26 protein-coding genes and 4 pseudogenes are annotated in these 26107 nt (G+C 31.2%); 1 reads left to right on the forward strand and 29 read right to left on the reverse strand.

The features are described from left to right. Positions 1 to 252 precede the first annotated feature (252 nt). The 26 genes and pseudogenes from AC1RYN_RS01585 to AC1RYN_RS01710 form a co-directional block, all read right to left on the reverse strand. A complete protein-coding gene (locus AC1RYN_RS01585) occupies positions 253 to 2169 on the reverse strand; it encodes a non-ribosomal peptide synthetase (protein WP_481805560.1) in 1917 nt (638 codons plus the stop codon). Continuing rightward, positions 2127 to 2909: a condensation domain-containing protein gene (locus AC1RYN_RS01590; RefSeq protein ID WP_481805561.1), complete on the reverse strand. Its 783-nt coding sequence runs from the start codon at positions 2907 to 2909 to the stop codon at positions 2127 to 2129. Before AC1RYN_RS01590 ends, AC1RYN_RS01585 begins: the two co-directional genes overlap by 43 nt. 17 nt (positions 2910 to 2926) lie before the next feature. Next, the gene (locus AC1RYN_RS01595) at positions 2927 to 4141 is read right to left on the reverse strand and encodes an amino acid adenylation domain-containing protein (RefSeq protein WP_481805593.1); all 1215 of its coding nucleotides are present in this window, start codon (positions 4139 to 4141) and stop codon (positions 2927 to 2929) included. 20 nt (positions 4142 to 4161) lie between these two features. After that, the gene (locus AC1RYN_RS01600; protein WP_481805594.1) at positions 4162 to 4398 is read right to left on the reverse strand and encodes an AMP-binding protein; all 237 of its coding nucleotides are present in this window, start codon (positions 4396 to 4398) and stop codon (positions 4162 to 4164) included. Beyond that, the gene (locus tag AC1RYN_RS01605) at positions 4362 to 4619 is read right to left on the reverse strand and encodes a hypothetical protein (protein WP_481805597.1); all 258 of its coding nucleotides are present in this window, start codon (positions 4617 to 4619) and stop codon (positions 4362 to 4364) included. Before AC1RYN_RS01605 ends, AC1RYN_RS01600 begins: the two co-directional genes overlap by 37 nt. Further along, positions 4576 to 5255, reverse strand: a pseudogene (locus AC1RYN_RS01610) (condensation domain-containing protein). Before AC1RYN_RS01610 ends, AC1RYN_RS01605 begins: the two are co-directional and overlap by 44 nt. 25 nt (positions 5256 to 5280) lie before the next feature. Further along, positions 5281 to 5613, reverse strand: coding sequence for a condensation domain-containing protein (locus AC1RYN_RS01615; RefSeq protein WP_481805562.1), 333 nt, complete (start codon positions 5611 to 5613; stop codon positions 5281 to 5283). A gap of 167 nt (positions 5614 to 5780) precedes the next feature. Beyond that, entirely contained in the window at positions 5781 to 6011 is a 231-nt protein-coding gene (locus tag AC1RYN_RS01620) for a phosphopantetheine-binding protein (RefSeq protein ID WP_481805595.1), read from the reverse strand. A 142-nt stretch (positions 6012 to 6153) separates the two neighbouring features. Further along, positions 6154 to 9009: a non-ribosomal peptide synthetase gene (locus AC1RYN_RS01625; RefSeq protein ID WP_481805563.1), complete on the reverse strand. Its 2856-nt coding sequence runs from the start codon at positions 9007 to 9009 to the stop codon at positions 6154 to 6156. A 72-nt stretch (positions 9010 to 9081) separates the two neighbouring features. Further along, on the reverse strand, positions 9082 to 9279 hold the full coding sequence (locus tag AC1RYN_RS01630) for an acyl carrier protein (protein WP_481805564.1): 198 nt from the start codon (positions 9277 to 9279) through the stop codon (positions 9082 to 9084). A 26-nt stretch (positions 9280 to 9305) separates the two neighbouring features. Further along, positions 9306 to 9917, reverse strand: coding sequence for an acyl-CoA synthetase family protein (locus AC1RYN_RS01635; protein ID WP_481805565.1), 612 nt, complete (start codon positions 9915 to 9917; stop codon positions 9306 to 9308). Further along, the gene (locus AC1RYN_RS01640) at positions 9901 to 10872 is read right to left on the reverse strand and encodes an AMP-binding protein (protein WP_481805596.1); all 972 of its coding nucleotides are present in this window, start codon (positions 10870 to 10872) and stop codon (positions 9901 to 9903) included. Before AC1RYN_RS01640 ends, AC1RYN_RS01635 begins: the two co-directional genes overlap by 17 nt. 147 nt (positions 10873 to 11019) lie before the next feature. After that, positions 11020 to 12137 (reverse strand): annotated as a pseudogene (locus tag AC1RYN_RS01645) (condensation domain-containing protein); the annotation flags it as partial. Beyond that, positions 12088 to 12450: pseudogene (locus AC1RYN_RS01650) on the reverse strand (phosphopantetheine-binding protein); the annotation flags it as partial. The pseudogenes AC1RYN_RS01650 and AC1RYN_RS01645, both read right to left, overlap by 50 nt. 212 nt (positions 12451 to 12662) lie before the next feature. Then, the gene (locus AC1RYN_RS01655; RefSeq protein WP_481805566.1) at positions 12663 to 13733 is read right to left on the reverse strand and encodes an amino acid adenylation domain-containing protein; all 1071 of its coding nucleotides are present in this window, start codon (positions 13731 to 13733) and stop codon (positions 12663 to 12665) included. Between the two features lie 44 nt (positions 13734 to 13777). Then, on the reverse strand, positions 13778 to 15292 hold the full coding sequence (locus AC1RYN_RS01660) for a condensation domain-containing protein (protein WP_481805567.1): 1515 nt from the start codon (positions 15290 to 15292) through the stop codon (positions 13778 to 13780). Further along, a complete protein-coding gene (locus AC1RYN_RS01665) occupies positions 15264 to 15626 on the reverse strand; it encodes a phosphopantetheine-binding protein (RefSeq protein ID WP_481805568.1) in 363 nt (120 codons plus the stop codon). The genes AC1RYN_RS01660 and AC1RYN_RS01665 overlap by 29 nt, the downstream gene beginning before the upstream one ends. 524 nt (positions 15627 to 16150) lie before the next feature. Continuing rightward, entirely contained in the window at positions 16151 to 16471 is a 321-nt protein-coding gene (locus AC1RYN_RS01670) for a hypothetical protein (protein ID WP_481805569.1), read from the reverse strand. Then, on the reverse strand, positions 16450 to 16737 hold the full coding sequence (locus AC1RYN_RS01675; protein ID WP_481805570.1) for an AMP-binding protein: 288 nt from the start codon (positions 16735 to 16737) through the stop codon (positions 16450 to 16452). Before AC1RYN_RS01675 ends, AC1RYN_RS01670 begins: the two co-directional genes overlap by 22 nt. Before the next feature lie 147 nt (positions 16738 to 16884). Next, positions 16885 to 17070, reverse strand: a complete 186-nt coding sequence (locus tag AC1RYN_RS01680) for a hypothetical protein (RefSeq protein WP_481805571.1) — start codon at positions 17068 to 17070, stop codon at positions 16885 to 16887. A gap of 67 nt (positions 17071 to 17137) precedes the next feature. Further along, positions 17138 to 17581: a hypothetical protein gene (locus AC1RYN_RS01685; RefSeq protein ID WP_481805572.1), complete on the reverse strand. Its 444-nt coding sequence runs from the start codon at positions 17579 to 17581 to the stop codon at positions 17138 to 17140. Between the two features lie 767 nt (positions 17582 to 18348). Beyond that, a pseudogene (locus AC1RYN_RS01690) lies at positions 18349 to 19313 on the reverse strand (NAD-dependent epimerase/dehydratase family protein). Between the two features lie 166 nt (positions 19314 to 19479). Further along, complete coding sequence (locus AC1RYN_RS01695) at positions 19480 to 20112, reverse strand: 4'-phosphopantetheinyl transferase family protein (protein WP_481805573.1); 633 nt, start codon at positions 20110 to 20112, stop codon at positions 19480 to 19482. Between the two features lie 502 nt (positions 20113 to 20614). Continuing rightward, positions 20615 to 21511 carry a sensor histidine kinase gene (locus tag AC1RYN_RS01700; RefSeq protein ID WP_481805574.1) on the reverse strand — a complete coding sequence of 299 codons (897 nt, stop codon included), beginning with the start codon at positions 21509 to 21511 and terminating at the stop codon, positions 20615 to 20617. A 101-nt stretch (positions 21512 to 21612) separates the two neighbouring features. After that, on the reverse strand, positions 21613 to 22638 hold the full coding sequence (locus tag AC1RYN_RS01705) for a hypothetical protein (protein ID WP_481805575.1): 1026 nt from the start codon (positions 22636 to 22638) through the stop codon (positions 21613 to 21615). Between the two features lie 108 nt (positions 22639 to 22746). Then, the gene (locus tag AC1RYN_RS01710; RefSeq protein WP_481805576.1) at positions 22747 to 23010 is read right to left on the reverse strand and encodes a hypothetical protein; all 264 of its coding nucleotides are present in this window, start codon (positions 23008 to 23010) and stop codon (positions 22747 to 22749) included. Between the two features lie 316 nt (positions 23011 to 23326). Between AC1RYN_RS01710 and AC1RYN_RS01715 the strand changes: the two genes are divergently transcribed. Next, positions 23327 to 23995, forward strand: coding sequence for a response regulator (locus AC1RYN_RS01715; RefSeq protein WP_481805577.1), 669 nt, complete (start codon positions 23327 to 23329; stop codon positions 23993 to 23995). Positions 23996 to 24157: 162 nt separating this feature from the next. Here the strand turns inward: AC1RYN_RS01715 and AC1RYN_RS01720 are convergent, their stop codons facing one another. From AC1RYN_RS01720 to AC1RYN_RS01730, 3 genes are all read right to left on the reverse strand, one after another. Further along, positions 24158 to 24814 (reverse strand): GNAT family N-acetyltransferase, encoded by a 657-nt coding sequence (locus AC1RYN_RS01720; RefSeq protein ID WP_481805578.1) that lies wholly within the window; start codon positions 24812 to 24814, stop codon positions 24158 to 24160. Positions 24815 to 24827: 13 nt separating this feature from the next. Then, positions 24828 to 25001: a hypothetical protein gene (locus AC1RYN_RS01725; protein ID WP_481805579.1), complete on the reverse strand. Its 174-nt coding sequence runs from the start codon at positions 24999 to 25001 to the stop codon at positions 24828 to 24830. Positions 25002 to 25143: 142 nt separating this feature from the next. Further along, complete coding sequence (locus tag AC1RYN_RS01730) at positions 25144 to 26097, reverse strand: YARHG domain-containing protein (protein WP_481805580.1); 954 nt, start codon at positions 26095 to 26097, stop codon at positions 25144 to 25146. Positions 26098 to 26107 lie beyond the last annotated feature (10 nt).

Consider the following 26107-nt stretch of genomic DNA (forward strand, 5'->3'; position numbering starts at 1 on the left):
TTTCACCCAATTCAATCCTATAGCCACGTATCTTCACCTGATGGTCTTTTCTTCCTATAAACTCTATGTTTCCATCTGGCAGCCAATAAGCTAAATCACCTATAATACCATGTTTTCTCCTTCTATAAAAGGATTGCTTATAAACTTCTCTGCTGTCAGTTCTGGTTTATTCAAATACCCTCGTGTTATCCCTTTTCCTGAAAGATATATTTTTACCTGCTACTCCAATTGGTACTGGAGAAAGCTGATTCATTAAGTATCCATACCGTGTGTATTTGATATAGGACGTCCAACAGAAATAGTTCTCTGAGTTTTTGAAGTAATTAAATAACAGGTACTATAAGTTGTATCTTCAGATGGCCCATAAAGATTTCTTACTTCTATTGCATCTATTGGTAATTGATTGATAATATCTGTAGGCAATATTTCACCAGCCATATTAAGTACCTTGATATTTTCTAAAGAAATGGTATCTTCTAATAATTTTCTGACTACTGATGGAACTGTATTTAATAGCACATTCTTATCACTATGAGCATACGTTCCTATCTCTAAGGCATTTTTTAATATTCTTAATTTTTTTCCTGTGGTTAACGTGAAGAAAAATTCATAAACTGATAAATCAAAACAATATGAAGTAACTGCATAAACCATATCGAATTTACTTTGTGCATATTCTCTTTTTGACCATTCAATTAGCTCAGCAGCATTACTATGTTCCACCATTACTCCTTTTGGATTTCCAGTAGTTCCTGAGGTATAAATTACATAAGCTAAATCTTTAGAAGTATTATTCTTCTCAATATTCGATGGGGAATAATCTTGCTGCTCTTTATAAAACAATTCCAACACTGCCTCATCAATGATCAATTTGCTATTGCTATCCTGCTCTATATATTCAATTCTAGATTGTGGATATGTCAAGTCAATAGGTACATAAGCTCCTCCAGATTTTAAAATTCCAAGTATAGCCACCATCATGCGTTCGCTTCTTTCTAACTTAATTCCCACAAGATCATCAGGTTGAATATCATAATGCTTTCGTAAGTCGCCTCCCAATTGATTCGCCTGTTCATTCAAAGAACGATAACTCAATTCTTTGTCTTCAAAAACAACTGCTATTTGATTTGGAGTCTTTGCAGCCTGCTCTTCAAACATATCGATAATGGTCTTGTCTGTAGAATAATCTGCAAGGGTATCGTTGAAGATTTCTGTTACCTGAAGTTGCTCTTCTAAAGTAATATAAGACAGTTCTTCTACAGGTAAATAATTCTCTTCTATTGCCTGTGTCATCAAAAGTTCAAGATGGGCAAACATTCTCTCAATCAATACCGTATCATAAAGATCTGTATTGTATTGTATAGTCAGTGATATGCCTTCTTCTTTTTCTATAAAAACAAAACTCACATCAAACTGAGTCGTCTTGCTCTTAAACTCATAATTCTTAATCTCTAATCCTGTCAAACCTTCACTGTTTACAAGATTCTTTAACTGACCCTGATTTTGTAAAACTATCATCACATCAAAAAGCGCCGAACGACTCATGTCTCTCTTCAGATTCAGGTTACCAATTAGGGCATCAAAAGGATAATTCTGATGCTGATACGCTTCAAGTAAAGTGCTTTTTTCCTGATTTAGTACTTCCGAAAATTGTGTATTCTCCTTAAATTGAGTTCTTATCGCGAGTGTATTAAGATAAAGTCCTGCCTGGTTCTCTAAATCAGGATGTTCTCTTCCTGCTATAGGTGTACCAATAATAATATCATTCTGACCTGTGTATCGGTAAAGAAGTGTTTTTACTCCTGCCATCAAAGTCATAAACAAGGTGGCATCTTGTGTTTTAGAATATGCTTTTAGCTTTTCTGAAAATGCTTGTGAAAAAGTATGATTGATACTATCCCCTTTGTAGCTTTGTGTTAACGGACGTTTCTTGAAACTTGGAAGATCCAATACAGGAATTTCTCCTGTAAATTGAGACATCCAAAATTCTTTAGATTTCAAATGATTTTCCTTCTGAAGCTCCTTACTAAGCCACACTGCATAATCTTTATATTGAATACTTAAAGCTGGAAGATCAATTTCAAATCCTTGGCTTAATCCATTATAAATCTTTACAACTTCAGAAACTAACAGTTCAAGTGACCAGCCATCTCCAATAATATGGTGCATCGATAAAAAGAAAAAGACTGTTTCTGCTCCTCAAGCGTTACTAGTCCAGCACGCAATAAAGGGGCTTTCTCTAAATCGAAGGCTACATTACTTTGTTGCTGCAAATAATCTAATACAGCTGTCTGTTTATTATTTACTGAACTAAAATCTTCTCGAATCAGTTTAAAATTAACCGTATCAGCAGGCAAAATATACTGCTGTGCAAATCCTGATTTGTCAGACTTAAAGCAGGTTCTTAATATCTCATGACGTTCTATTACCTTTTGGAACGAAGCCTCGAATTTATCTTTATCCAAAACACCTGATAATTCAAGAGCAAACGGAATATTGTAAGCTAGAGAACCTCCATCGAGCTGGCTTAAAAGCCAAAGTCTATTCTGAGATGCTGTCAAAGGATAATTTTCTTGTAACGGTGCTTTAGGAATCGATAAATAACCTGTTTCTGTTAATTGATAGAACAAACCTTCTATCGTAGGATTTGAAAAGAAATCTTTAAAAGAAACTTTCTTACTTAATTGTTTTTGAATTCGGTTTATAACCTGTGCAGCGATAAGGCTATGTCCTCCTAATTCGAAGAAATTATCTGTTATTCCAATTCTGTCAACTTTTAAAACTTCCTCCCAGATAGTAGCAAGTTCCTGTTCAGTTGTATTTCGTGGAGATACATATTCTTTTCTGATAAGATCTTCTCCACTTATTCCTGGTAGCGCTTTACGATCCGTTTTTCCGTTAGGAGTCAAGGGAAGATTTTCTAGACCTACATAAAATCAGGAACCATATATTCAGGTAATTTCCCTTGTAGATAAGCTCGAATAGCTGATTTATCCTGCTCTTTCGCACTAACATAATAAGCTACCAATACTTTCTCTCCATTGATTTCTTTTACAGTAACAACCGTTTGTTTTAAATCAGCAGCATATTGCAATAAAGCTGTTTCAATCTCACCAAGCTCTATCCTAAAACCACGAATCTTAACCTGATGATCGATTCTGCCCATGTACTCAATATTACCATCAGGATGCCAATAAGCTAAATCGCCTGTATCATACATCCTTTCTCCTTCTATAAAAGGATTGCTAATAAATTTTTCTGTAGTTAACTCTAACTTATTTACATATCCTCTGGCTAAACCTACTCCTGAAATATATAATCTTCCTACGATTCCAACAGGAAGTACCTGTAAATCATTACCTAAAATATAAAGTTGGATGTTTTCAATTGGTTTACCTATGGGAACTGACAATAAGTTTTCTGAACAATCGAAATAACTCACATCAATTGTGGCTTCAGTAGGTCCGTATAAATTTACCAATGAAACGTTTGGCAATTGAAGGAAGAAGTTACGATTATGGTCGGCAGTTAAAGCTTCTCCACTTGTAAATACTCTTTTAAGGCTTTCTAAATTTTGGATTTCATGTTTGTTTTCTTCTAAATAATCTAAAAATAGATTTAACATTGAAGGTACAAAATGAAGAACCGACACTTTATATTTCTTAATATAATCAATAATTTCTTTTGGATTCTTTTGCCCATCAGGCTTTAATACACAGAGTTTAGATCCTGTAAATGACCACCAGAATAATTCCCATACAGAAACATCAAAAGAATAACTTGTTTTCTGTAAAATGACATCATCTTCACTAAGGGGGTAAAAATTCTGCATCCATTCCAAACGGTTAATTAAAGCGGTATGCTCCACCATTACTCCTTTTGGATTCCCGGTAGTTCCCGAAGTATAAATTACATAAGCTAAATCTTTAGGAGTATTATTCTTCTCAATATTTGATGGGGAATAATCTTGTTGCTCTTTATAAAACAATTCCAACACTGCTTCATCAATAATCAATTTACTATTGCTATCCTGCTCTATATATTCAATTGTAAATTGTGGATATGTCAAGTCAATAGGTACATAAGTCCTCCAGATTTTAAGATTCCAAATATAGCCACCATCATCCGTTGCTTCTTCCAGTTAATCCCGACACAGATAATTCATCTGGTTGAGATGTCATAATGTTTTCGCAAATAACCTCCAAGCTGGTTAGCCTGCTCATTCAAAGAACGATAACTCAATTCTTTGTCTTCAAAAACAATTGCTATTTGATCTGGAGTCTTTGCAGCCTGCTCTTCAAAAATATCAATAACAGTCTTATCTGTAGAGTAATCTGCAAAGGTATCGTTGAAGGTTTCTGTTACTTGAAGAATTTTTCCTCCAAAGTAATATATGATAGTTCTTCTACATTTAGATAAGGGTTCTCCAAAGCCTGAATATCAAAAGTTCTAGATGAGAACATTTTCTCAATCAACACCATATCATAAAGATCTGTATTGTATTGTATCGTCAGTGACAACCCTTCTTCTTTTTCTATAAAAACAAAACTCACATCAAACTGAGTAGTCATTACTTTAAAACTCATAATTCTTGATGAGTAATCCTGCCAATTCTTCATTATTTACAAGGTTTTTTAATTGACCCTGATTTTGTAAAACTATCATCACATCAAAAAGTGCTGAACGACTCATGTCTCTCTTCATATTCAATATACTGATTAGATCATCAAAAGGATAGTTCTGATACTGATATGCCTCTAGTAAAGTATGTTTCTCTTGGTTTACAACTTCTGAGAAATGTACTTTATCCTTAAATTGAGTTCTAATGGCAAGTGTATTAAGATAAAGCCCTGCTTGATTCTCTAAATCAGGATGTTCTCTTCCTGCTATAGGTGTACCAATAAAGATATCAGTTGACCTGTGTATCGGTAAAGAAGGGTTTTTACTCCAGCCATCAAAGTCATAAACAAAGTAGCATCTTGTGTTTTAGAATATGCTTTTAGCTTTTCTGAAAATGCTTGTGAAAAAGTATGATTGATACTGTCTCCCTTGTAGCTTTGTGTTAACGGACGCTTCTTGAAACTTGGAAGATCCAATACAGGAATTTCTCCTGCAAATTGAGACATCCAAAATTCTTTAGACTTCAAATATTTTTCCTGCTGAAGCTCCTTACTAAGCCATACTGCATAATCTTTATATTGAATACTTAAAGCTGGAAGATCAATTTCAAGTCCCTGACTTAATGCATTATAAATCTTTACGACCTAGGAAGCCAACAGTTCAAGTGACCAGCCATCTCCAATAATATGGTGCATTGATAAAAAGAAAAGAGTGTTTCTGCTCCTCAAGTGTTACAAGTCCAGCACGCAATAAAGGAGTCTGCTCTAAATCGAAAACAACACTGCTCTCCTCTCGCAAATAATCTGATACAGCTGCCTGTTTATTATTTACTGAACTAAAATCTTCTCGAATCAGTTTAAAATTAACCTCATCAGCAGGCAAAATATACTGCTGTGCAAATCCTGATTTATCAGACTTAAAGCAAGTTCTTAATATCTCATGACGTTCTATTACCTTTTGGAACGAAGCCTCGAATTTCTTTATCCAAAACACCTGATATTTCAAGAGCAAACGGAATATCATAAGCTAGAGAACCTCCATCGAGCTGGCTTAAAAACCAAAGTCTATTTTGAGAAGCTGTCAAAGGATAACTTTCCTGTACTGAGTGCTTGAGGAATCGATAAAATAATCTACTTCAGTTAATTGCAGAGACAAACCTTCTATAGTAGGATTGAGAAGAAACTCTTAAACGAAACTTTCTTACTTAATTGTTTTTGAATTCGGTTTATAACCTGTGCTGCAATAAGGCTATGTCCTCCTAATTCGAAGAAATTATCTGTTATTCCAATTCTGTCAACTTTTAAAACTTCCTGCAAGATACCAGCAAGTTCTTGCTCAGTTGTATTTCTTGGAGATACATATTCTTTTCTAATAAGATCTTCTCCGCTTATTCCTGGTAGCGCTTTACGATCCGTTTTTCCGTTAGGAGTTAAAGGAAGATCATCTAGTCCTACATAAAATCAGGAACCATATATTCTGGTAATTTCCCTTGTAGATATGTTCGGATTGCCAATTTGTCCAAGTTCTTTCGCACTAACATAATAAGCAACCAATACTTTCTTCTCCATTGATTTCTTTTACAGCAACAACTGATTGTTTTAAATCAGCAGTATATTGCAATAAAGCTGTTTCAATCTCACCAAGCTCTATCCTAAAACCACGAATCTTAACTTGATGATCGATTCTGCCCATATATTCAATATTACCATCAGGATGCCAATAAGCTAAATCACCTGTACGGTACATTCTTTCTCCTTCAATAAAAGGATTACTTATAAACTTTTCTGCAGTTAATTCTGATTGATTCAAATAACCTGCTGACAGTCCTTTCCCTGATATACAGAGCTCTCCCATAACTCCTACTGGGGCTAATTGAGTACTTTCTGGCTCTACAATATACACTTGTCTGTTAGCAATAGGCTTCCCAATCGGAATAGCGATTTGTTTTTCTGTTACTTGATAATAGGTAGCACATACAGTACTTTCAGTTGGACCATAAGTGTTATATATAGCGATCGTATCCCATAAATTACTTATGTAGTCTGATTGCAAAACATCTCCACCACTAATCAGAATTCTTATTTTAAGATTATATTGTTTATGAGCCCCATTCAGATACTGCAATGCATATGGGTTTGTACTCAAAACGGTTATGTTGGCGCGTTCACAAAGACGGAATAATGTTTCGAAATCTCCTTTTGATTCATATACTACCAAAGTTCCTCCGCTAATAAGGATTGGAAATATTTCTTCTATTGAAGTGTCAAAAGAAATACTTGCTTGTTGTACTATACTATCTTGTGATGATAATTGAAAGTAGTCTTTAAATGTTACTGCATAATCTACCAAAGAAGCATGAGTGATTTGAACGCCTTTCGGATTTCCTGTAGATCCTGAAGTATATATCACATAAGCTAAATCTGTTGGACTTATGTTAGATGTATATTCTCCACTATAATGATCAGAAGTACTTCTAAATTCTTCCAAAATAGTATTTGTTATTGTCAGCTTGCAACTACTATCTTGTTCTATATAAGCTTTTCTTTCTTCAGGATATGTAGGATCTATTGGTATATATACAGCTCCTGTTTTTAATACAGCCAGGATTGTTATAATAGTCCATGAATTTCTTTCTAATTCTATTCCAATAAAATCACCTTTCTTAACATGAAGCTGATGCTGAAGATAGTTTGCCAGTTTGCTGCTGTATTTTTCTAAAAGCGCATAATTTATTTCTTCTTCCTGATAAACTAGTGCTGCTTTGTTTAAGTTTTCAGCTGCTGCTGATTTTATAAGATCTATAATTGTTAAAGAAGTTTCAGAAAAAATAGATGGCTTATTAAATTCAGTAAGTATCTTATTTTTTTCTGCCAAAGTCAAAATAGCAATAGAGTTTATAGGTTGACTTGGTTTTTGCAATCCCGATTTTATAAATCCTTCAAAATGATGCAAAAGGCTAACAATAAAACTTTCATTATAAATATCTGTATTGTATTCCACACTCAAAGACAAACCTTCTTCTTTTTCTACAAAAACAAAACTGATATCGAGCTGACTAACTCCTCTCTCAATCTCATTATATTCAGAAGCTACGATTCCATTTATCCCTTTTTGATCATTAATCTCCAAGCTTTGGTGATTTTGCAATAAAACCATAATATCAAACAAAGCCGATCTGCTTTGGTCTTTAGGCAGTGTTAAATGATTCACAAGTGCAGTAAAAGGATACTCTTTATTTTCATATGCTTTTATTAATGTCTGCTTTTGTTTTTGCATCAATTCAATAAAACTATCTTGTTTTTCAAACTGCGTACGTATAGGTAAAGCATTAGAATATAGTCCTATTTGATGCTCTAAATCAGCATGCTCTCTTCCTGCTACAGTAGTTCCTAATGTGATATCGGTTTGACCTGTATATTTAGAAAACAGTCCGTTTAATCCCCCCATTAATAACATAAATAGTGTCATTTGCTGCTCTTTGGCAAAGACATTTAATTCTCCTAAAAACTGTTTAGAAAATTCATGATTGTGTATGCGCCCATTATAAGTTTTAACAGCTGGGCGTTTTCCCTGAATCAAATCTAGTACAGGAGACTTTGTTTCAAATTGTTGTTTCCAATATTCTAATTTTGTAGCATATTCAGAACTTACAAGCTTTTCATTAAGCCATTCACTGTAGTCTTTGTATTGTATTGAAAGTTCAGGTAACTCTATTGCCTGCGCGCTAGCTAGACTGTTATAAACAAACATAACTTCTCTCGTAAGTAATTGCAATGACCAGCCGTCTCCAATAATATGATGCAAGACAAACAAAAGAATATGTTCTTCTTCACTACTCTTTAATAAAGTAGCACTTAACAAAAGATCTTTTTCTAAATCAAAAACTTTTTGATATTCTTCTTTAATTTGATTCTGAAGCTGCTCTACAGAGAAATGCTGTAAAGCTAAAGTCTGTAGGTTAAACTCCGTTTCTTCTTTTGTTAGAATGTACTGTTGTATTTCTTCTTTTTGATTTTTTCTAAAAATAGTTCTTAGTGATTCGTGTCGAGCTATAACCTCCTGAAATGCTTTTTCAAGAAGTGCTTCATCAAGTTTTCCTTTTAGTTTCAATGTTGAAGTAATATTATATGCTCTGTCACCTCCAAGATATTCATGGGTAAACCACATAAAAGATTGTGTTGGAGTTAATCCATAGCTTTCCTTTACCTCAGCTTTAGGAATGGATACACTAACTGCCATCAGAGCCATTAAATACTCTTTGTGCTCTTTAATTTCCTCTAATAATTCTTTTGTTAATACACCTTTAGGTGCATTAATTTTAAGATTACCATCACTTATTTTTAACTGAACTCCTAAAGAAAGAAGTTTATGTAGAATGTTATTTTTCATAAAAATTTATTTAGCCTGGTATTGTTGGATTTATACTTTTACTTTTTTTAATGATTGTTTTTTTGAAAATCTTTATAAAATAATTTCATCTTGATCTTCTTCTTGAAGAACCATTTCAAACTCATTTTTTTGAGTTATATAGAAGTTCAATAAAACGGATAAACCTGCTATCGTTAAACTTTCGTAAAGATTTGTTATAGAAAACATTGTGTTGTATGCCTTATTTATTTTATTAATCAGAACAACAGCTTGCAAACTATTTCCTCCCAATTCAAAAAAGTTATCCTCAGTTCCTACTATCTCAGGTCGAGTTTAAGAACTTCAGCCCAAATTTTTACCAATTCATATTCTATCTCATTTTTTGGGGCTGCATAAGGCACTGTTTTCAAATCAGAAACAGTAGGGTTGGGTAATGCCTTTCTTTCTATTTTTCCAGTTCGTGTCAACGGAAATTCTTCCATAGCCATATAAATTGTCGGAATCATATATTTAGGTAATATTTGTCCTAAAAGTATTTTGATAGCAGTCACATCTAAAACTTCTGTTAATCTTATGTATGCCGTTATATAATTATTGCCTTGCAATTCTTTAAGCAAAACCACTGCTTCTTTTATAAACTCAATCTGTTCCAGTTGATATTCTATCTCAGATAGTTCTATTCGCAATCCATTGATTTTTACCTGAGAATCTTTTCGTTGCATAAATTCAATTTCACCAGTAGGAAGCATTTTTCCAATATCTCCTGATTTATAAATCCTGCCTTCTCCTGTTATCGGGTCCGTTATAAAAACATTATCTGTTAACTCCTGTCTGTTTAAATACCCCAATGAGAGATAGTCACTTTTGAAAACAATTTCTCCTGTTTGATAAACACCTCGTGATTGATTGTTTTCATCTAATAAGAACATCGGTTTCTATTACTGCACTACCCAGAGGTATATTATTTCTTGTCAATAGCGAAGAATGTGTTAAGAATTTTTGACTTACAATAGTAGATTCTGTTGGTCCATAATCATTTACTAAAAAAGCACCTTCAAGGAAATATTTCTTGAATAAGTCCAAATCTGACTTATGACATGACTCTCCCCCTAAATCAACTAATCTCACTGTAGGCAAAACCAAGCCTTCTTCCAGTCCTTTTAAGAAGTTTCTGTAGATTGTTGGTACCATATGTATAATTGTAATATTCTGAACAAGCAGCCATTCTGAAAGCTGGTCAAGTCCATTTTCAACTATATCATAGAAGCTAACTTTTCCACCGTTTAAGATTGCTCCATAAATATCTTTTACAGAAGCATCAAACGTATAGGTTGAGAAAACACTTAAATTATCATTTTCTCCTATTTGTACATTATTTGTATATACTCGTATAAAATGAAGTACATTTTTTTGATTCTGCAAAACGCCTTTTGGCATTCCTGTAGATCCTGAAGTATATAAAACATAAGCCTCCTCCAAGGAATTTAAGCTATTATTTGGGTTTGAAATTTGAGGAAGGACATAATTTTTGGACAGCTTTGTAATCGATAATTCTGGTACTATCTGCTGTAGTTGTCGTGCCGTTTCCAGCGTAACATCATTACATACCAACTGGTTACAACCTGAGTCTTCAATAATATACTGAATCCTGCTCAAAGGAGTATTCGGATCTATAGGAACATAAGCATATCCAGCTTTAAGTACTCCTAACATTCCTATCACACAAGTTTCATTGTGGTTTAAAAGCAATGCTATTCGTTTTGTTTCTTGATTTGCTTTTTCATTGATTTGTTGGGCTAAATGATTTGCACAATTATTCAGCATCGTATAAGTAAGTTCAATTTTATTTGAAAATACCGCTTGATGATCTGGAAATCGCTCCACTTGTTTTTCAAATCGTTGCGCAATACTTTGTTGAATTTCGCTCGCTTCAAAAAATCTAAAATCATTAATTGGTTTTAAGTCTTCTTCCTGGTTAATAAATTCTTCAAATATTTTTATTGTTTGTAATGGTTTTTCTTCACTTACTGTTACTTGATCAATAATCGATAAATAAGCATTTATCCAATATTGAATGGTTTCTTTTTTAAAGAGTTCATTATCATACACACAGTTGATACTATATCCATTAGCAAAACTTTTTATATAGCATTCCATATCAAATTTTGGTGTTGCTTCAAGCACTTCATGATTTGGATTAAACTCAGTAATTACTTCCAGTGTTTTTGCATCAAAGTCAACCATATTTAGAAAAACTGGACTTATAGGAAAACGATTGTCGTTTTGAGGTATATCTATCAGTTCTAACAACTGTTCAAAAGGATAATTTTGATGTGCTAAAGCATTTATCAGTGTTCCGTTAATGGTTTGTAGCCACGTTTGAAAAGATGCATTTTTATCTATTTTATCTCTTAGCATAAGCGTATTTATAAAACAGCCCACTTCGTCTAATTGATAATGATTTCTATTTGCTACCGGAATTCCAACAATAATATCTTCTTCTGAAGTAAGTCTATACAACAGAATCTTCAGACTGCAACAAATACTGCAAATACACTACTTCCATTTTCTAGATAGTTCATCTATTTTTTTCTTCTTATCTTCTGTAATATATACAGTATAGGAAGAAGAAGTATTCGCCTTTTTTAATTTTGAACTATAATCCGATGGTAACTGTAAATACGATAACGGTCCAGCAAGTTGTCTTTCCAATAATTTCCCCTGAACAGTAATTTCAGGTGATTGGAGTAGTTTATTCTGCCATTGCGCATAATCTTTATACTGTATAGATAACTCAGGAAGTTCAACTGTTTTCCCTGCTATTATTGCTGCATAAATATCCATTAGATCTCTGGATATGATCCCCATGACCAACCATCACCTATGCTGTGATGCATATTAAAATACAATTTATGAGCTGAATCTTCTTCTAAAATGGCTATTTTAAACAAAGGATAAGTTTCAAGATCAAACTCATATTCGAATACATCATTTTTAATCTCAATTGCTGATTCAAAAAATGGAATAGAGACTGGCAAATGTGATATAATTCTTTGTTGAGGAATACCTGCCTTTTCAACAAATACGCTTCTTAAAATCTCATGACGCTCCGAAAAGAATATTAAATGCCGATTGAAAAGCTGGACTATTTAGATTATTTGGTAATTCAAACGTGCTGTAAATATTGAATTCTCTAGACTTTCCATTTATCTTATAAAGTAACCAGTAACGAATTTGCGAAGGAGATAAATCATAACATTCCTTATAAGCTAGTTTTTCAATCTCACTCACTTCTTCTTCTGAATCATTTAAAAGAAGAGCATGACTTTTTAGGCTTGTATTTGTATAAAGTGCTTTAAGGTCAATCGTTATTTTAAATACTTTCTGGTATTCGCTTAATCGTTTGGTCAATAATAAACTGTGTCCTCCAAGTTCAAAAAAATCATCTGTAACACCTATTTTATTATGTCCTAAAAGTTTATACCAAGTATAGCAATCTTTGCTTCAGTTTCGTACTTGGTGCAACATATTCTTCAAAATATACTTGCAAATGCATCCGCATCTGAAATATCTATCTTTCCATTTGCATTCAATAGTAATGTTTCCAGTACTACGTAATAACTCGGTACCATATAGTCTGCTAAATGCTCTTTCAAATAATTCTAAGTGCTACTCTATACCACTGTAGTAGTGTAATAGGCAATTATAGCTGGTTCATTATTTATTTCTTTTACCAATACCAAAGCATTCGTAATTGCAGGCTCATATTCTCTAATAACATGCTCTATTTCACCCAATTCAACTCTATTACCTCGTATTTTTACCTGATTGTCTTTTCTACCTATAAATTCAAGAGTACCATCAGGAAGCCATCGGGCTAGATCTCCGGTTTTATATAGTTTCTCTTCTGCTTTAAATGGATTTTGAATAAACTTCTCTGCTGTAAGCTCTGGTTGATGTAAATACCCTTTTGAAAGTCCTATTCCCGAAACACATAATTCTCCAGCAACTCCAATCGGTTGTAATTTTAAATTTTCAGATAAGATATAAACTGTTGTATTCGCTATTGGTTTTCCAATAGATACCTTTTCTTTTACAGCTTGCTTACAATCATAATAAGTCGTTACAACTGTATTTTCCGTTGGTCCATAATTATTATATATCTGCAAAGAAGTATTTACGGAATAATTTAAACGTTCTCCACCAGTAAGTATAATAGTCGATAATTCTAAACTATCATCCGCCATAATATCCTGACATATTTTTGAAGGTAGATAAGCATGAGTAATTTCGTTCTTTTGTAAAAAAGAAGTTAACATTTGTGTATTAAGGCGTATTGCTTCTTTTTTAATCGGATAAAGCGCAGCACCTGATATTAAGTACGGATAGATTTCCCAAACTGAAGCATCGAATCCAACTCCAGAAAGTAAACTTCCTCTACTAGTTGCATCAACCTTATAGGCCTCGATATGCCAAAGACACAAGTTTACCAAACTTTGATGTGTAATCATAACTCCCTTTGGTTTTCCTGTAGAACCTGAAGTGTAGATTACATAAGCTAAGTCAGTACTTACAGTTTTTATTTGAGGTTGTAAAGGAGATGTTTCGCTACAATAAAAATCATCTAAAAAGGCATCATCTATTACTACTTTGGCTGCAACATCTTCCAAAATATCCTTAATTCTATTTTCAGGATAATTCATATCTATTGGTACATAAGCTGCACCTGTTTTTAGAACTGCCAATAAGGATATAATCAAGCGTTCTCCCCTATCTAGTTTAACAGCAATCAGGCTTTTCGGGCAACTCTATGTTTTTGAATAAGATAATTAGCTAGTCTATTAGATAATTCGTCTAATTCGATATAACTTAAAGTCTTATCATCTTCAATAACAACCAATTTTTGAGGAGTTCTCTGTACTTGAGATAAAAAATGATCTATAACTGTTATATCGGTATCAAAAACAGAATCTGTGTTATTGAATGTGTGGAGTAACGTTTCTTTTTCGCTTTCAGAAACTAATTCGATTTCCTCCAATAGTATTTCTGGTTTTTGCACCACCTGCTGAAACAGATTTTCCAAGTGCCAGGAAATACCCTCAATAAATTCAGTTGTATAAATGTCTGTATTGTAAAGAATTTCTAAATGAAGTGATTCTTTTTCCGTGAAGGTAAAAACAATATCAAACGGAGAAACATTACTGCTGATTTCAAATTCTTCCATAGCAATGTCAGAAGAATTGTTATTTGTAAAATTGGATACCTGGTTCTGATTTTGCAAAACAACCATAATATCAAATAAAGGGGATCTTGAAGTATCTCTAGCAATTTTCAATTGTTCTACTAAAGCATCAAATGGAAAATTCTGATGTTCATAAGCTTCTAAAAGCTGTTTTCCTTCTCTTTGAAGCAATCTCGAAAATTCCTCTTTCTGGTTTAGTAATGTTCGTACTGCAAGTGTGTTGATATACAAACCAATCTGGTGCTCCAAATCCGGATGCTCACGCCCCGCTATTGGAGTCCCAATAACAATATCACTTTGATTGCTGTATCTTGATAATAATGTCTTCATTCCAGTCATTAACACCGTAAATAGCGTAACCTGAGAATTCTTAGAAAGTTTTTTTAATTCTGTAAGTAATTCTGTTGAGAAAATACAGCGAAACTGGCTTCCTGTATATGTTTTTATAACAGGGCGGTTAGTGTAGCCTGGTAATTGAAGTACTGGAACTGGTTCTTCAAATTGTTTAAGCCAATATCTTTCTGCTGTCTGAAAGGCATCTTTTTTCTGTTGATCTTCTAGCCATAATGTATAATCTTTAAACTGAACAGAATGCTCAGGCAATATAATAGTCCCTCCATTCTGTAAAGTCTCATAACATTCTAAAACTTGTGCTGTCAATACTTTAAGTGACCATCCGTCACTGATAAGGTGATGAATAGATAGATAAAATACATAATCATTATCACCAGTCTTTAATAAAGATGCTCTAAATAAAGGTGCTTGAGCAAGATTATAACTTAGCTTTTCTTTTTCTTCAATATACTCTTCTACATGCTTATACGGCATATCCTGATTAGAGAAATCATTCTTTTCTATCGTAAAATGAAATTCATCATTTGGAACAACATATTGCTTCACTTCTCCTTCATCATCCTTCTTAAAAAAAGTTCTTAAAATTTCATGATGCGCAACAACCTGAGTAAATGCTTTGGTAAAATTATCAGCATTAACATTTCCTTTTAATGATAACGCACCTGAAATTTGATACGCTTCACTTCCCCCATCCAACTGGCTTAACAACCATAATCGGTTTTGAGAATGCGTCAATGGATACGATTCTGAATAAGAGACCAAAGGAATTGGCAAATACTCTTGATTTTTCAATACCTTTACCTAATTCACTGATCGTAGGATTGGTATAAAACACTTTATACGGAACACTCTTATTAAGATTTTTATAGATCGCATTAATAATTTGTGAAATCATAAGACTATGGCCTCCCAATTCAAAAAAATGATCATTCATACCTATGGGAGAAATTCCCAATATCTGTTCCCAAATATCAACCAATGCTTTTTCTACCGCATCAGTAGGTGCCACATATTCTTTTTTAACAATCGTAATATCAGCCATTTCGGCAAGTGCATCCTTGTTTATTTTTCCATTAGGAGTTAGCGGGATTGTCTCTACTTTATGAAGAATGAAGGAACCATGTAAGCCGGGAGCTGTTTTCTAAATAGACTCTCAAGTCTATTTGATCTACAGCTGCGTTTTCTGTATAATATCCAACTAAAACATCTTCACCATTACTTTTTCTAACAGCAACAACTGCTTGTGATACATTTTCAGAAAATGAAGCTATTACATTTTCTATTTCTTCTATTCATACGATAGCCTCTTAATTTTATCTGATGATCTTTTCTACCTAAAAAAGCAAGATTTCCATCAGGCATCCATTTTACTAAATCGCCTGTACATAACTCTCTTCTGTCCCTAATTCAAAAGGATTATGCTAGAACTTGGCAGAAGTTAATTCTGGTTTATTACGATAACCTTCTTGATCCCATATCCAGAAAGATTATAATTTACCAATAATTCCCACTGGCACCAATTGCAAGTTTTCATCTAAAATATAAGCTTGTGTATTAGTAATAGGTTTACCTATAGGAATAGTTTGGTACACTTTTCCAAAGACAACTTGTAACAAGTACTATAAGTTGTATCCTCTGATGGACCGTATAAATTCCTAATTTCTGCGCTGTTTGTAATAACTTTTTAGCAATATCTACTGCAAATGGCTCACCAGCAAGATTAATTACGCTAACATTCTCAAATGAAAAACCTTCACCTAAAATATTACGAATGCTAGATGGAACTGTATTCAATAAAATCTTTTGATCTTTTTCTAATTCTGTTCCAATCTCTAAAGCATTATTTAATATTTTTATTTTTTTCCCTATAGAAAGCGGATAAAACATCTCTCATAAACAGAAAGGTCAAAACAATGTGATGTTGCTGCATAAACAATATCAAAATTATCCGAATTAAATTCCTCATGCGCCCAGTTAATTAAAGCTATAGCATTTTGATGCGTAATCATCACTCCTTTAGGGTTACCAGTAGTACCCGAAGTATAAATAATATAAGCTACATCATCTGATTTTCGATTAGACAAAGGATTTTCTACAGAATAATTAACCTGATTTTCTTGAAAACTAGCATATACATCTGCATCAATAACCAACTTGCAGTTACTATCTGATTCGATATAAGCAATTCATCTTTAGGATAATTAACATCTTATCGGAACATATGTGGCTCCCGCTTTTAAAATTGCTACTATCGCTATTAGTAATTTTTCGCTTCTTTTTCCATTTTGACCCCTACAAAATTACCTTCTGAAATACCATGATTTAAAAGATACGAGAAAGCTGGTTCCTGCTTCGTTAAGTGATTCGTAAGTAAGCGACGTTTCTTTATAAACAACAGCAGTATTTTGAGGTGTTTTATTGGCTTGTTTTTCTACAATTCCTGCTAATGTAATAGTGTAGTCATAGTCGCATTTCGCAGCATTCAAATTATCTAGCAAGAATTTTTCTTCCTCTTTGGTAGTTAATGAAACCTTAGATGCCGAAACATTAATATTATTTTTCTAACCCTTCAAGCCATATTTCAAAATTCTTTAGAAAATGAAACGCAATATTATTTTCTGCAAATTTATCAGAGTAAAATAAAGAAATCTTTAAGTCTTTATTTTCAAGTTTTTCAATATTAAGTAACAACTCGTTATGCAATGCATCAGATTCATTATTCGCCCCATAATTAAACTGAAAAGGAATATAATTTACATATGAAGCTTGTTCTGTAAAAGCTTTTTCATAATAAGGAGCATATTTATAAACCTCTTGAACTTCTTCTTTAGTTTGCTGTATACATTCTTTTATTGTTTTTTGTACAATAGGTTGAAATTCATAACACAACATTTCATTTTGAGAAGATAAAAATGATTTTAAAGACAATACATTATCATCTGCAAAATAGCGCTGAAGCAGCATATTATACAATGCAATTAAGCTTAAATTCTGCATCAGTATTTTCTGTTGTTACCTTATAGAAGTAAGAAAGCTTACTTGCATCGACAGTAATAAAATCTACAGAAGAAGTACCTGAAAAACCTTCTTTAGATAAACAATCTTACCGTTTTTTTTATGCCAATAGTCTTTGGCTATTTTGTCATTAATGTTCTCCATTCTATTATAATACTTTATACGATTAATATCAATCTGTGAGGTCCCTTTATACATAATATTTTTTTCACTTTAAATATAGCTTGCTGTCTTTATTCTGAAAACTCGCATCTAACTGTTTAATTTTCAATATTAAAGCACAATAGAATTTATGCTAAAATAGTAGTAACATTTATTTAGAGATTACGGATTTTTAATATAAAAATTACGGACTTATCTCTATCTGAAACAAAATAGGAATCTTTACCCTAAAGGATAAGGCCCGCATAAAAACACAAAAAATCGATAATTTTGAGCACACCAATTCCATATCCGAATTGAATGTAGTTTATCAGCAAATCATGCTGGTCATCTAAGATTAAATGGTATTTTAACTCTAGTCTTTATGTACATTACTCTGCATCTATTTTTAGTGTAGAAAAGTGAACATCTAGATTATTGCATCTTAGATTTTTATTGATGAGATTATGCCCGATAGATTTACTCTAAATCGTAAAGTTTTTTCTTTCGGGTCTTTTTAAAGTATTGCTCCTATAGATTTATTATATACTAATTGTCAATTAAAAAACGATTCAATCTTCAGATTAAAATATAACTTAAACAATCTATTAATAAAGAAGTTGGTTTTGAACAGTAGCGTCTAATTTCTCCAGCATCTCTAAAGTCATACTTGATAAATCAAATTTATTTTTCCAGTTCCAATCCATTCTAGCAGAGCTATCGTCTATACTATCAGGCCAGCTATCCGCAATTAGCTGACGAAAATCATTGTCCTTATAATCTCAAAATCAGAAATATGTTTTTTAATTTCTGCAGCTATTTCATTAGGATTAAAACTCATAGCTGACAAGTTATAAGAGGAACGAATTTTTACCTGATTACTTGGAGCCTCCATAATATCAATTGCTGCATCAATTGCATCATCAATATACATCATTGGCAGATTAGTCTCAGAAGATAAAAAGCACTCATATTTTTGCTCTTTAATCGCTGAATGAAAAATATCTACAGCATAATCTGTTGTCCCTCCACCTGGAGGAGCTGACCAGCTAATAATTCCTGGGTATCTCACACTTCTAACATCGACACCAAAAGTCTTATGATAATATTCGCACCATCTTTCTCCAGTTTGCTTACTTATTCCATATACAGTTGAAGGCTCCATAATCGTATATTGAGCCGTTTTCTTGCGTGGGGTATTATTTCCAAAAACAGCTATACTAGAAGGCCAAAATATTTTTTTTATTTTTTTTGCCTTAGCCAAATTGAGTACATGAAAAAGTGAATTCATATTTAAATCCCATGCATGAGCGTGAGCCTTTTCTGCTGATGCAGATAATAAAGCAGATAATAAATATACTTCATCAATAGCATACTTATCTACAAAATATTCAATCTGATCAAAATTAAGTGCATTAATAATTTCAAAATATCCATGATTAACAATATCATTATCTGGCTTTACAATATCAGAAGCGATAACATTTTCAACTCCATAAATTTGTCTTAATCTCAACGTAAGTTCAGTGCCTATCTGGCCGCAAGCACCTATAACTAAAATTTTCTTATCCATACTGTTTTTTTAAATGATTACTATTTTAAATCGTCTTCGTATACTACTTGACTATTTTTTAATTCTAATTCAACAACAATTCTCCCAATCACAAATAGCAAACTATTTATCCTCTGATTATATCTGAAATCTGCTGCTTTTAAATTTTACCATTAGCAACTTTGCACTATATTTTTTTTATGTTAATCTGATCAATTGGCATATCTGAAGAGATATAGCATTTATATTTTTCATCAATTTTTATTTCCTTTAGGAAAAAATTTTGCCCATTGATAATAGCTGTATCTTCTGAAATTTCGAATGTTTTTAATGGTATTGATAATCCATGACCATGTGTCTTAATAACAGCTTCTTTTTGCGTCCAATAATCAAAAAATGATTCCATTCTTTTACTGGATGAAGTAATTGTCAACCATTCATTTTCGGTCATCTGCCATTTAAAATCATCTATTTGAATATCTGATATAATTTCGATGTCAATTCCTATTTGTGATTTTTCACATAATGCACAAACAACTATTTCTCCCGAGTGTGAAATATTAAACTGGATATGACTATCCTTAAAATAAGGCTTGTTATACTTTGCATGCATTATTTCTTTGTAGTCAGGTTTGCATTTGTAAATCTGCTCAATTGCTTTAAATAATATCACTCTTCCTAAAAGTGATAATTGCGCATCTTGCCATCTTCTGTAACCTTTTATTTTTTCTTGATAATCTAATGAGAACTTTGATAATTCGTTTTCTAACAAACTATCAAAATTATCTTCAGATATATGTGTATAATAGATGTAAATCAAAACTATAAGGTATTTAAAGATTTAAAGTCAAAATCAAATTCGTTATTTTCAAAACTCTAATTCACAGTCTCACAATTTCACTGGTAAGACTTAATTTGATACGAAAAACATATTTGGTTTTCTCATACTAACAAATCATATCTATTTATGATTTAAGTTGGATAGAGTTTTTTTTTACGAAAATAAGAGTCATTTATAAAAAAAAATTACGGACTTTTTGTTTAAAATTTACGGGGTTACTTTATTAAAACAACTACATAACAATCAACTAGGTAAATGCCACAAACAATAGGTATTAATTGGTAGTATTTTTAAAATTTAAAATAATTATAGAGCAGAAAAACGTAGTAAATTATTTTAAGAAAAAAAAGGGGAATATCATTGAAGATTTAATATTCCAAGGGTATTATAAAAGATTAAATACAAAGCTGGATAAACTTATTACTCTAATTTTATAGAATAAAAAAACCCAGAATATCGGGGTTTAAAAAAAATAAAATGTCTAAACTATAGCATCGAGATTAAAAATAGCTTCTATCTCTGTTCCTTTTCCAATTTTAGAATTGATTTTTAACTTTCCTTTTAAGGTGGCTATTCGATCCTTCATATTAGTTAGTCCAATACCATCTTTTGAGGATTTAACCTTAAATCCTTTTCCATCATCAATAATACTTAACCTCAAAGAATTATTTTTTATTTTTTGAATTTTTATTTCGCAATTATTAGCATTTGCATATTTATTAACATTTAAAATCGCCTCTTGAATTATTCGATATAAATTTATTTTATAAACATTCTGAACAGTACTCCAATCTATAGAATCATCAATTATGTATTCAAATTGTGTTGTACTGATATCTTTTTGACCATCAACCAAGATTGTCAACATTTTATTAAAATCATTTCCTTCAAAAAAGGAATTTCGATTTAATTCATGAGATATCGTTCTAATTTCATTTTCAACATTTTGCAACTCAGCAATATAATTTTTACGTTTTTCAATTATTTCAGCTTCAATTTTTGCATTAAAAAAACCTAAATTCATTCGAATTCCGTAAATTTTATTCATCACTCCATCATGTAATTCTCTTGCTATTTTAGTTTTCTCATTTTCTCTAGCAATATTTATTTTCTCATTTTGCTCAATGAGCAATAAATAAATCTCTTCATTAGCCTTTTTTTGCTTAATCAAAAACTGTAATTCTTTGTTTTTATATTTTGAATATCTAAAAACAAGAATGATTACAAATAAAAGTATTAGTATAAAAGATATAATTAACATGTATAGATTTTTTTTGGTCAAAACTTTATTTTCATCTTCAATTCTTGAAGTTTCATACTCAATTCTAGCATATTTATTATGTGCATTTTTTTGAACAATGTTGATACTATCACTCAAATTAATGTATTCATTTGCATAATAAAAGTTATTCTCTTTATCTAAAGTAGAAAGTAGTTTTAATGACGTTAGAACCTCATTACTATTCTTAATTCTTATAGCTAACAGATATGCTTCTTTGAGATCTGAACTGCTTGTAAAGTATCTTTCTGTGTTAAAAAGTATTCCCCAATGTGAATTTTTTTATAAAGAATATCAGATTCGTCTCCACTTTTTTCTAAAATTTTTAATGATCTTGAAAACATTGAATAGACATTGTGATACTGCCCGTTTTTCATCTTAGAATAGGCCAGATTACTAAGTACATTTGCATATAATCTTGGCCATTTTTCTTCCAAATCTTTAGAAAGCAACGCTTGCAGCTTTTCAATAGATTTTGAATATTCTCCTTTTAAATCATAAAGATTACAAATATTAATAGTAGACGCTACATTATAATTGTTCAGCTCTTCTTTATCAATAGTATTGAGTTTCATTTTTTCTAAATTATTCAAAGCCATTTGGTGATACCATAATGCCTTATCATAATTAGTCAACTTCTCTAAGCAATTACCCATTAACGCATTACAAGAATAAATTAACCGCTGATCTTTAGAACCTTTTAAATGCTGTAAAGCCTTAGAAATTTCTACTTCACATTCTATATAATTTCCATCATAAAATAAAACACGCGCTTTACTAAATAACATCCTTGCTGTGTTATCATAATCTGATAACTTATAATATAATTTTTCTGCTTGCAAATAATAAAAATAGGCACTGTCCTTTTTTACATTTCCATAACCATCTCCAATATAATATAATGCCTTTGCAATCCCCTCTTTATCGTTAACCTCTTTTGATAATTTAAGAGCTCTCAAACTAGCAGCTAAAGATTTATTTAGGTTCTCATTATAATAATACTCTGTCGCTATACTGAAATACAGATTTCTAATGACAGAATCATTTTTTTTGGCATTTAGCAAATTAAATATAGAGTCTAAATGTTTTTCTTTTTTAGCACCTTCTAAATACTTATTACTGAAAGATATAGAGGTTTTTATTTCGCTGCTGGATGATTCCTTCTTTTTGCATGAAAAAATTATCAGCATAAGAAATAAAGAAATTATTTTTAGAAATGTTCTCAAAGTTTAAGTATTATTTTACAATTTCAAATATACCATTTTGAAATAAAAACAATGTGAATTTTAAGAATAAATGAAATAATCACTATTTCAGAAAATAATAAAAAAAAATTAATTTTTTCTAGGTGGTATTACAATAATTGGATCACCTTCAGTCCCTGTTGTAACATCACCTTCAGAAACATTAGTTTCATTTATAGAATCTTTTACTTTCGAATTAATTTTTTTATCCAAATTCGTTTTCAATTCCTCTTTTGACATAACTTTTAATGAGGTATTTTTAATTTCTGGAATTTCATAATCATCATTTGTACATGAAGTAGTCAATAAAGAAATAGAAAGTAGTAATCCTGAAATAAGCAATTTGTTTTTCATAGCATAATTTTTTAGCTGATTATTATTACAGCAAAAAAACAGCTATATTGAAATTAAAATGTACGGTAAATCCGTAACATTTCATTTATTATTAAAAAAAAATAGAACATAACTAATTGTTAATAAGAACATAAGCCCTCTTGTAAAACTCTCAAAACCAAAGTACGGAAAGTCCGTAATATTTCATTTTTATTTTCAAGGAGTTAAACGCATTGATTTTTATTAAAAACAAAAAAAAAGAATATGAATTTATTAAAATTGTACGGAAAGTCCGTAATATTTATTAAATTTGTTTCAATAATAGAATTAAACCTATATGAGTCTTAATATTTTAATTGTTGATGATCACCCAATGACTGTGGATGGTTATGTTAATCTTTTATCTGATGGCGGGTTTCAAAAAGAACTGCCAAACTTTATAAAAAGCCATAATTGTGAAGATGCTTATAATAAAATAATTTTTGAATTAAAGCAAGATAAGAATATTGATTTTGCCCTCTTAGATATTAATCTTCCTCCATTCAAAAAGCTTAATATTAATAATGGTATTGATTTGGCTCTACTCATTAGAGAGAAATTTAAAAACTGTAAAATAGTTCTTCTTACTATGCACAGTGAACCACTAACCGTTGACAAAATAATTAAGGGTGTAAAACCTGAAGGTCTAATATCCAAAAGTGACATTAATTTTGAGTTATTTCCTCTTATTTGTAAAAGAATTTTAGAAGGAGAGATAGTACAAAGTGAAACTATTATAGAATCACAAAGAGATTTGTTCAAAAAAAATATTAATTGGGATAATCATGATAATCAAATCTTAATCTTAATTTCCCAAGGTGTCAAAACAGTCAATCTTCCTAATTATATACCTCTTTCAATGAGTGCAATAGAAAAAAGAAAAGCAAATATAAAAGATCAGCTTTTGAAAGAGAAAGGAAGTGATAAAGATTTAATTGAAAAAGCAAAAAATTTAGGTTTATTATAAGAAAAGATAAACATATCTACTCAAATCTTCTTATCAACATAAGAGTAAAGTTAAAGTAGGATAAATCAAAAAACGAATTAAAATAGTAGTTTACCTATTTTAATTCGTTTTTCTTTATTTCAGTATTTTTAATCACATCCTCTAAAATGAAACCGATATCAATCAAATTTTTCTTTTCATCTCAAACTGTGATACTTTATTTAAAAGCCCCAAATCCTTTAAAAAAGCATTTGTTTCTATTGAATTGTCATCAACGTTATTTATGAACAATTCTTTAGAATCTGTATCTCCTAACATCTTATTTACTAATTGTGTCCCCACTCCTTTACGCCTATGGTTAGCAACAACAGCAATTTGTAAAATTCGTCGTGATGTAGGATTATAAACCATATAACCTACTGGTTCATTTTTGATATAAGCTCCCAAAATACGGCAGCGCTCCTTACTATTATCTAAGCTTTGAATTGTATTTTGCCAGGTAGGCTCTATAGACCAAAAAGAGAGAAAAGTATCCCATTCAAAATCTTCTAATTCTTTAATTTCAACAGTATTCTTTTTATCAGTTATTTTAATAGGTCCGCCATAGCAATTAACTGTTCTGTGAATTTTATAATTCATTTTTTCATAAGCTCGAATTGCTGCATTATTACCTACAATAACTTCGAGTATCATTTCCTTTACATCTAAATCTTTTAGTTTAGGTAGTAGATAATCATACATTTTAGCAACTAAACCTTGACCTCTATAATCTGGAATAACTCCTGTTGCAGCATTATAAGCAACCAATTGCCCATCTAATTTATTTACAGCATGAAGCATAAAACCAACTAGTTTACCTGATGAAAAAACACCAATCGATAAATCTAATTTTATGTTTTCGGCAAGAAATCTTAGCTTCTAACTGTTCTGAATTAAGCTGTAGTGGCACAATATAATCTGAAAATGAAAGATTTAACACATCAACTATATTATTAATTCCAACTTTTTCTAAGGTATTAAGTTCCATTTTTATTTTTTAATCTTTTAAAGAATATTCTATTTATTATTTTTTTGATTCTCCCACATTCGCAAAATAAACCAATTATTTTAAAAACTGGATATTTAAAATATAGTAACTCCACGTTTTCAAAATCGGTTGAATCCGTTTTTCATTCCTGAATGAAAGTCATTTTTTTGGCTACTTTCTTTTGCCAACCGTAAGGCAGAATAGAATGATTATTTTTAACCATTGAATTTATCTGTTCCAAAATTTTATCTTGTATTTTCTTTGGAACAGTATAAAAATCAGCATCTACGCTAAAGTTTCTTTCATCATCTAAGATTCCGTTTTGAATTCGAATTCCAGTCTTTTTGTCTTTGTAATACAGCAGAATTTTGATTCTTCCATCATCATATCCATTATTACCACTTGTTCCATAAATTACTATTGGCTCAATAATACCATCATTATCAAAATCTTCTACATAAATATATCGTGTCCAAAACCAAATACTTTCTTCGTTCTTCCCTTTAGCATCATTAATTTCAAAAGTTTTTACTAAACGGTTGTTTTCTTTTTTAAAGTTGAATGCCTTAATCGAATTATTAAAAAAATTTCCATCTGCAGGTTCTTTAAATTTATTTTCTGTCAAGACTAAATAATATTCTCCTGTCTTATCCTTATAATTGTAAACTTTCCAGATATCAAATTTTATCTCTAATTCCTTTTTTTTCTTGTCCGTGAAAATTTCATCTGTCTTTTCTTTTGAAATTATTTTGTACTTACTATTATTTTCATTCACTAGAGCTTCAGAAATCTCACTAATTCGTTGCGTTAGGATTGCAATGTTTTTAATTTCAATATCTGAATAAATAATACTATTGTTATCATTTACTGGCTTATACCAATTATGCTTCTTAAAAAAATTGATATATTCCAGATTTGAAAAAACATATCCTTTTCTTGCGTAAATTTCATTTTTCAATAATTTCAAAGAATTAAGATCTTCATTTTGTAGTTTGCTTTCATCAATAAGCTCCACTAAACATTTAGAACAATCTAACTTATTTTGTGCTTTTAATGAAAGTGTTATTAATAGAATTATACAGAGATAAAACTTCATATACATACTG

The sequence above is a fragment of the Flavobacterium sp. TC780 genome, assembly GCF_056783245.1.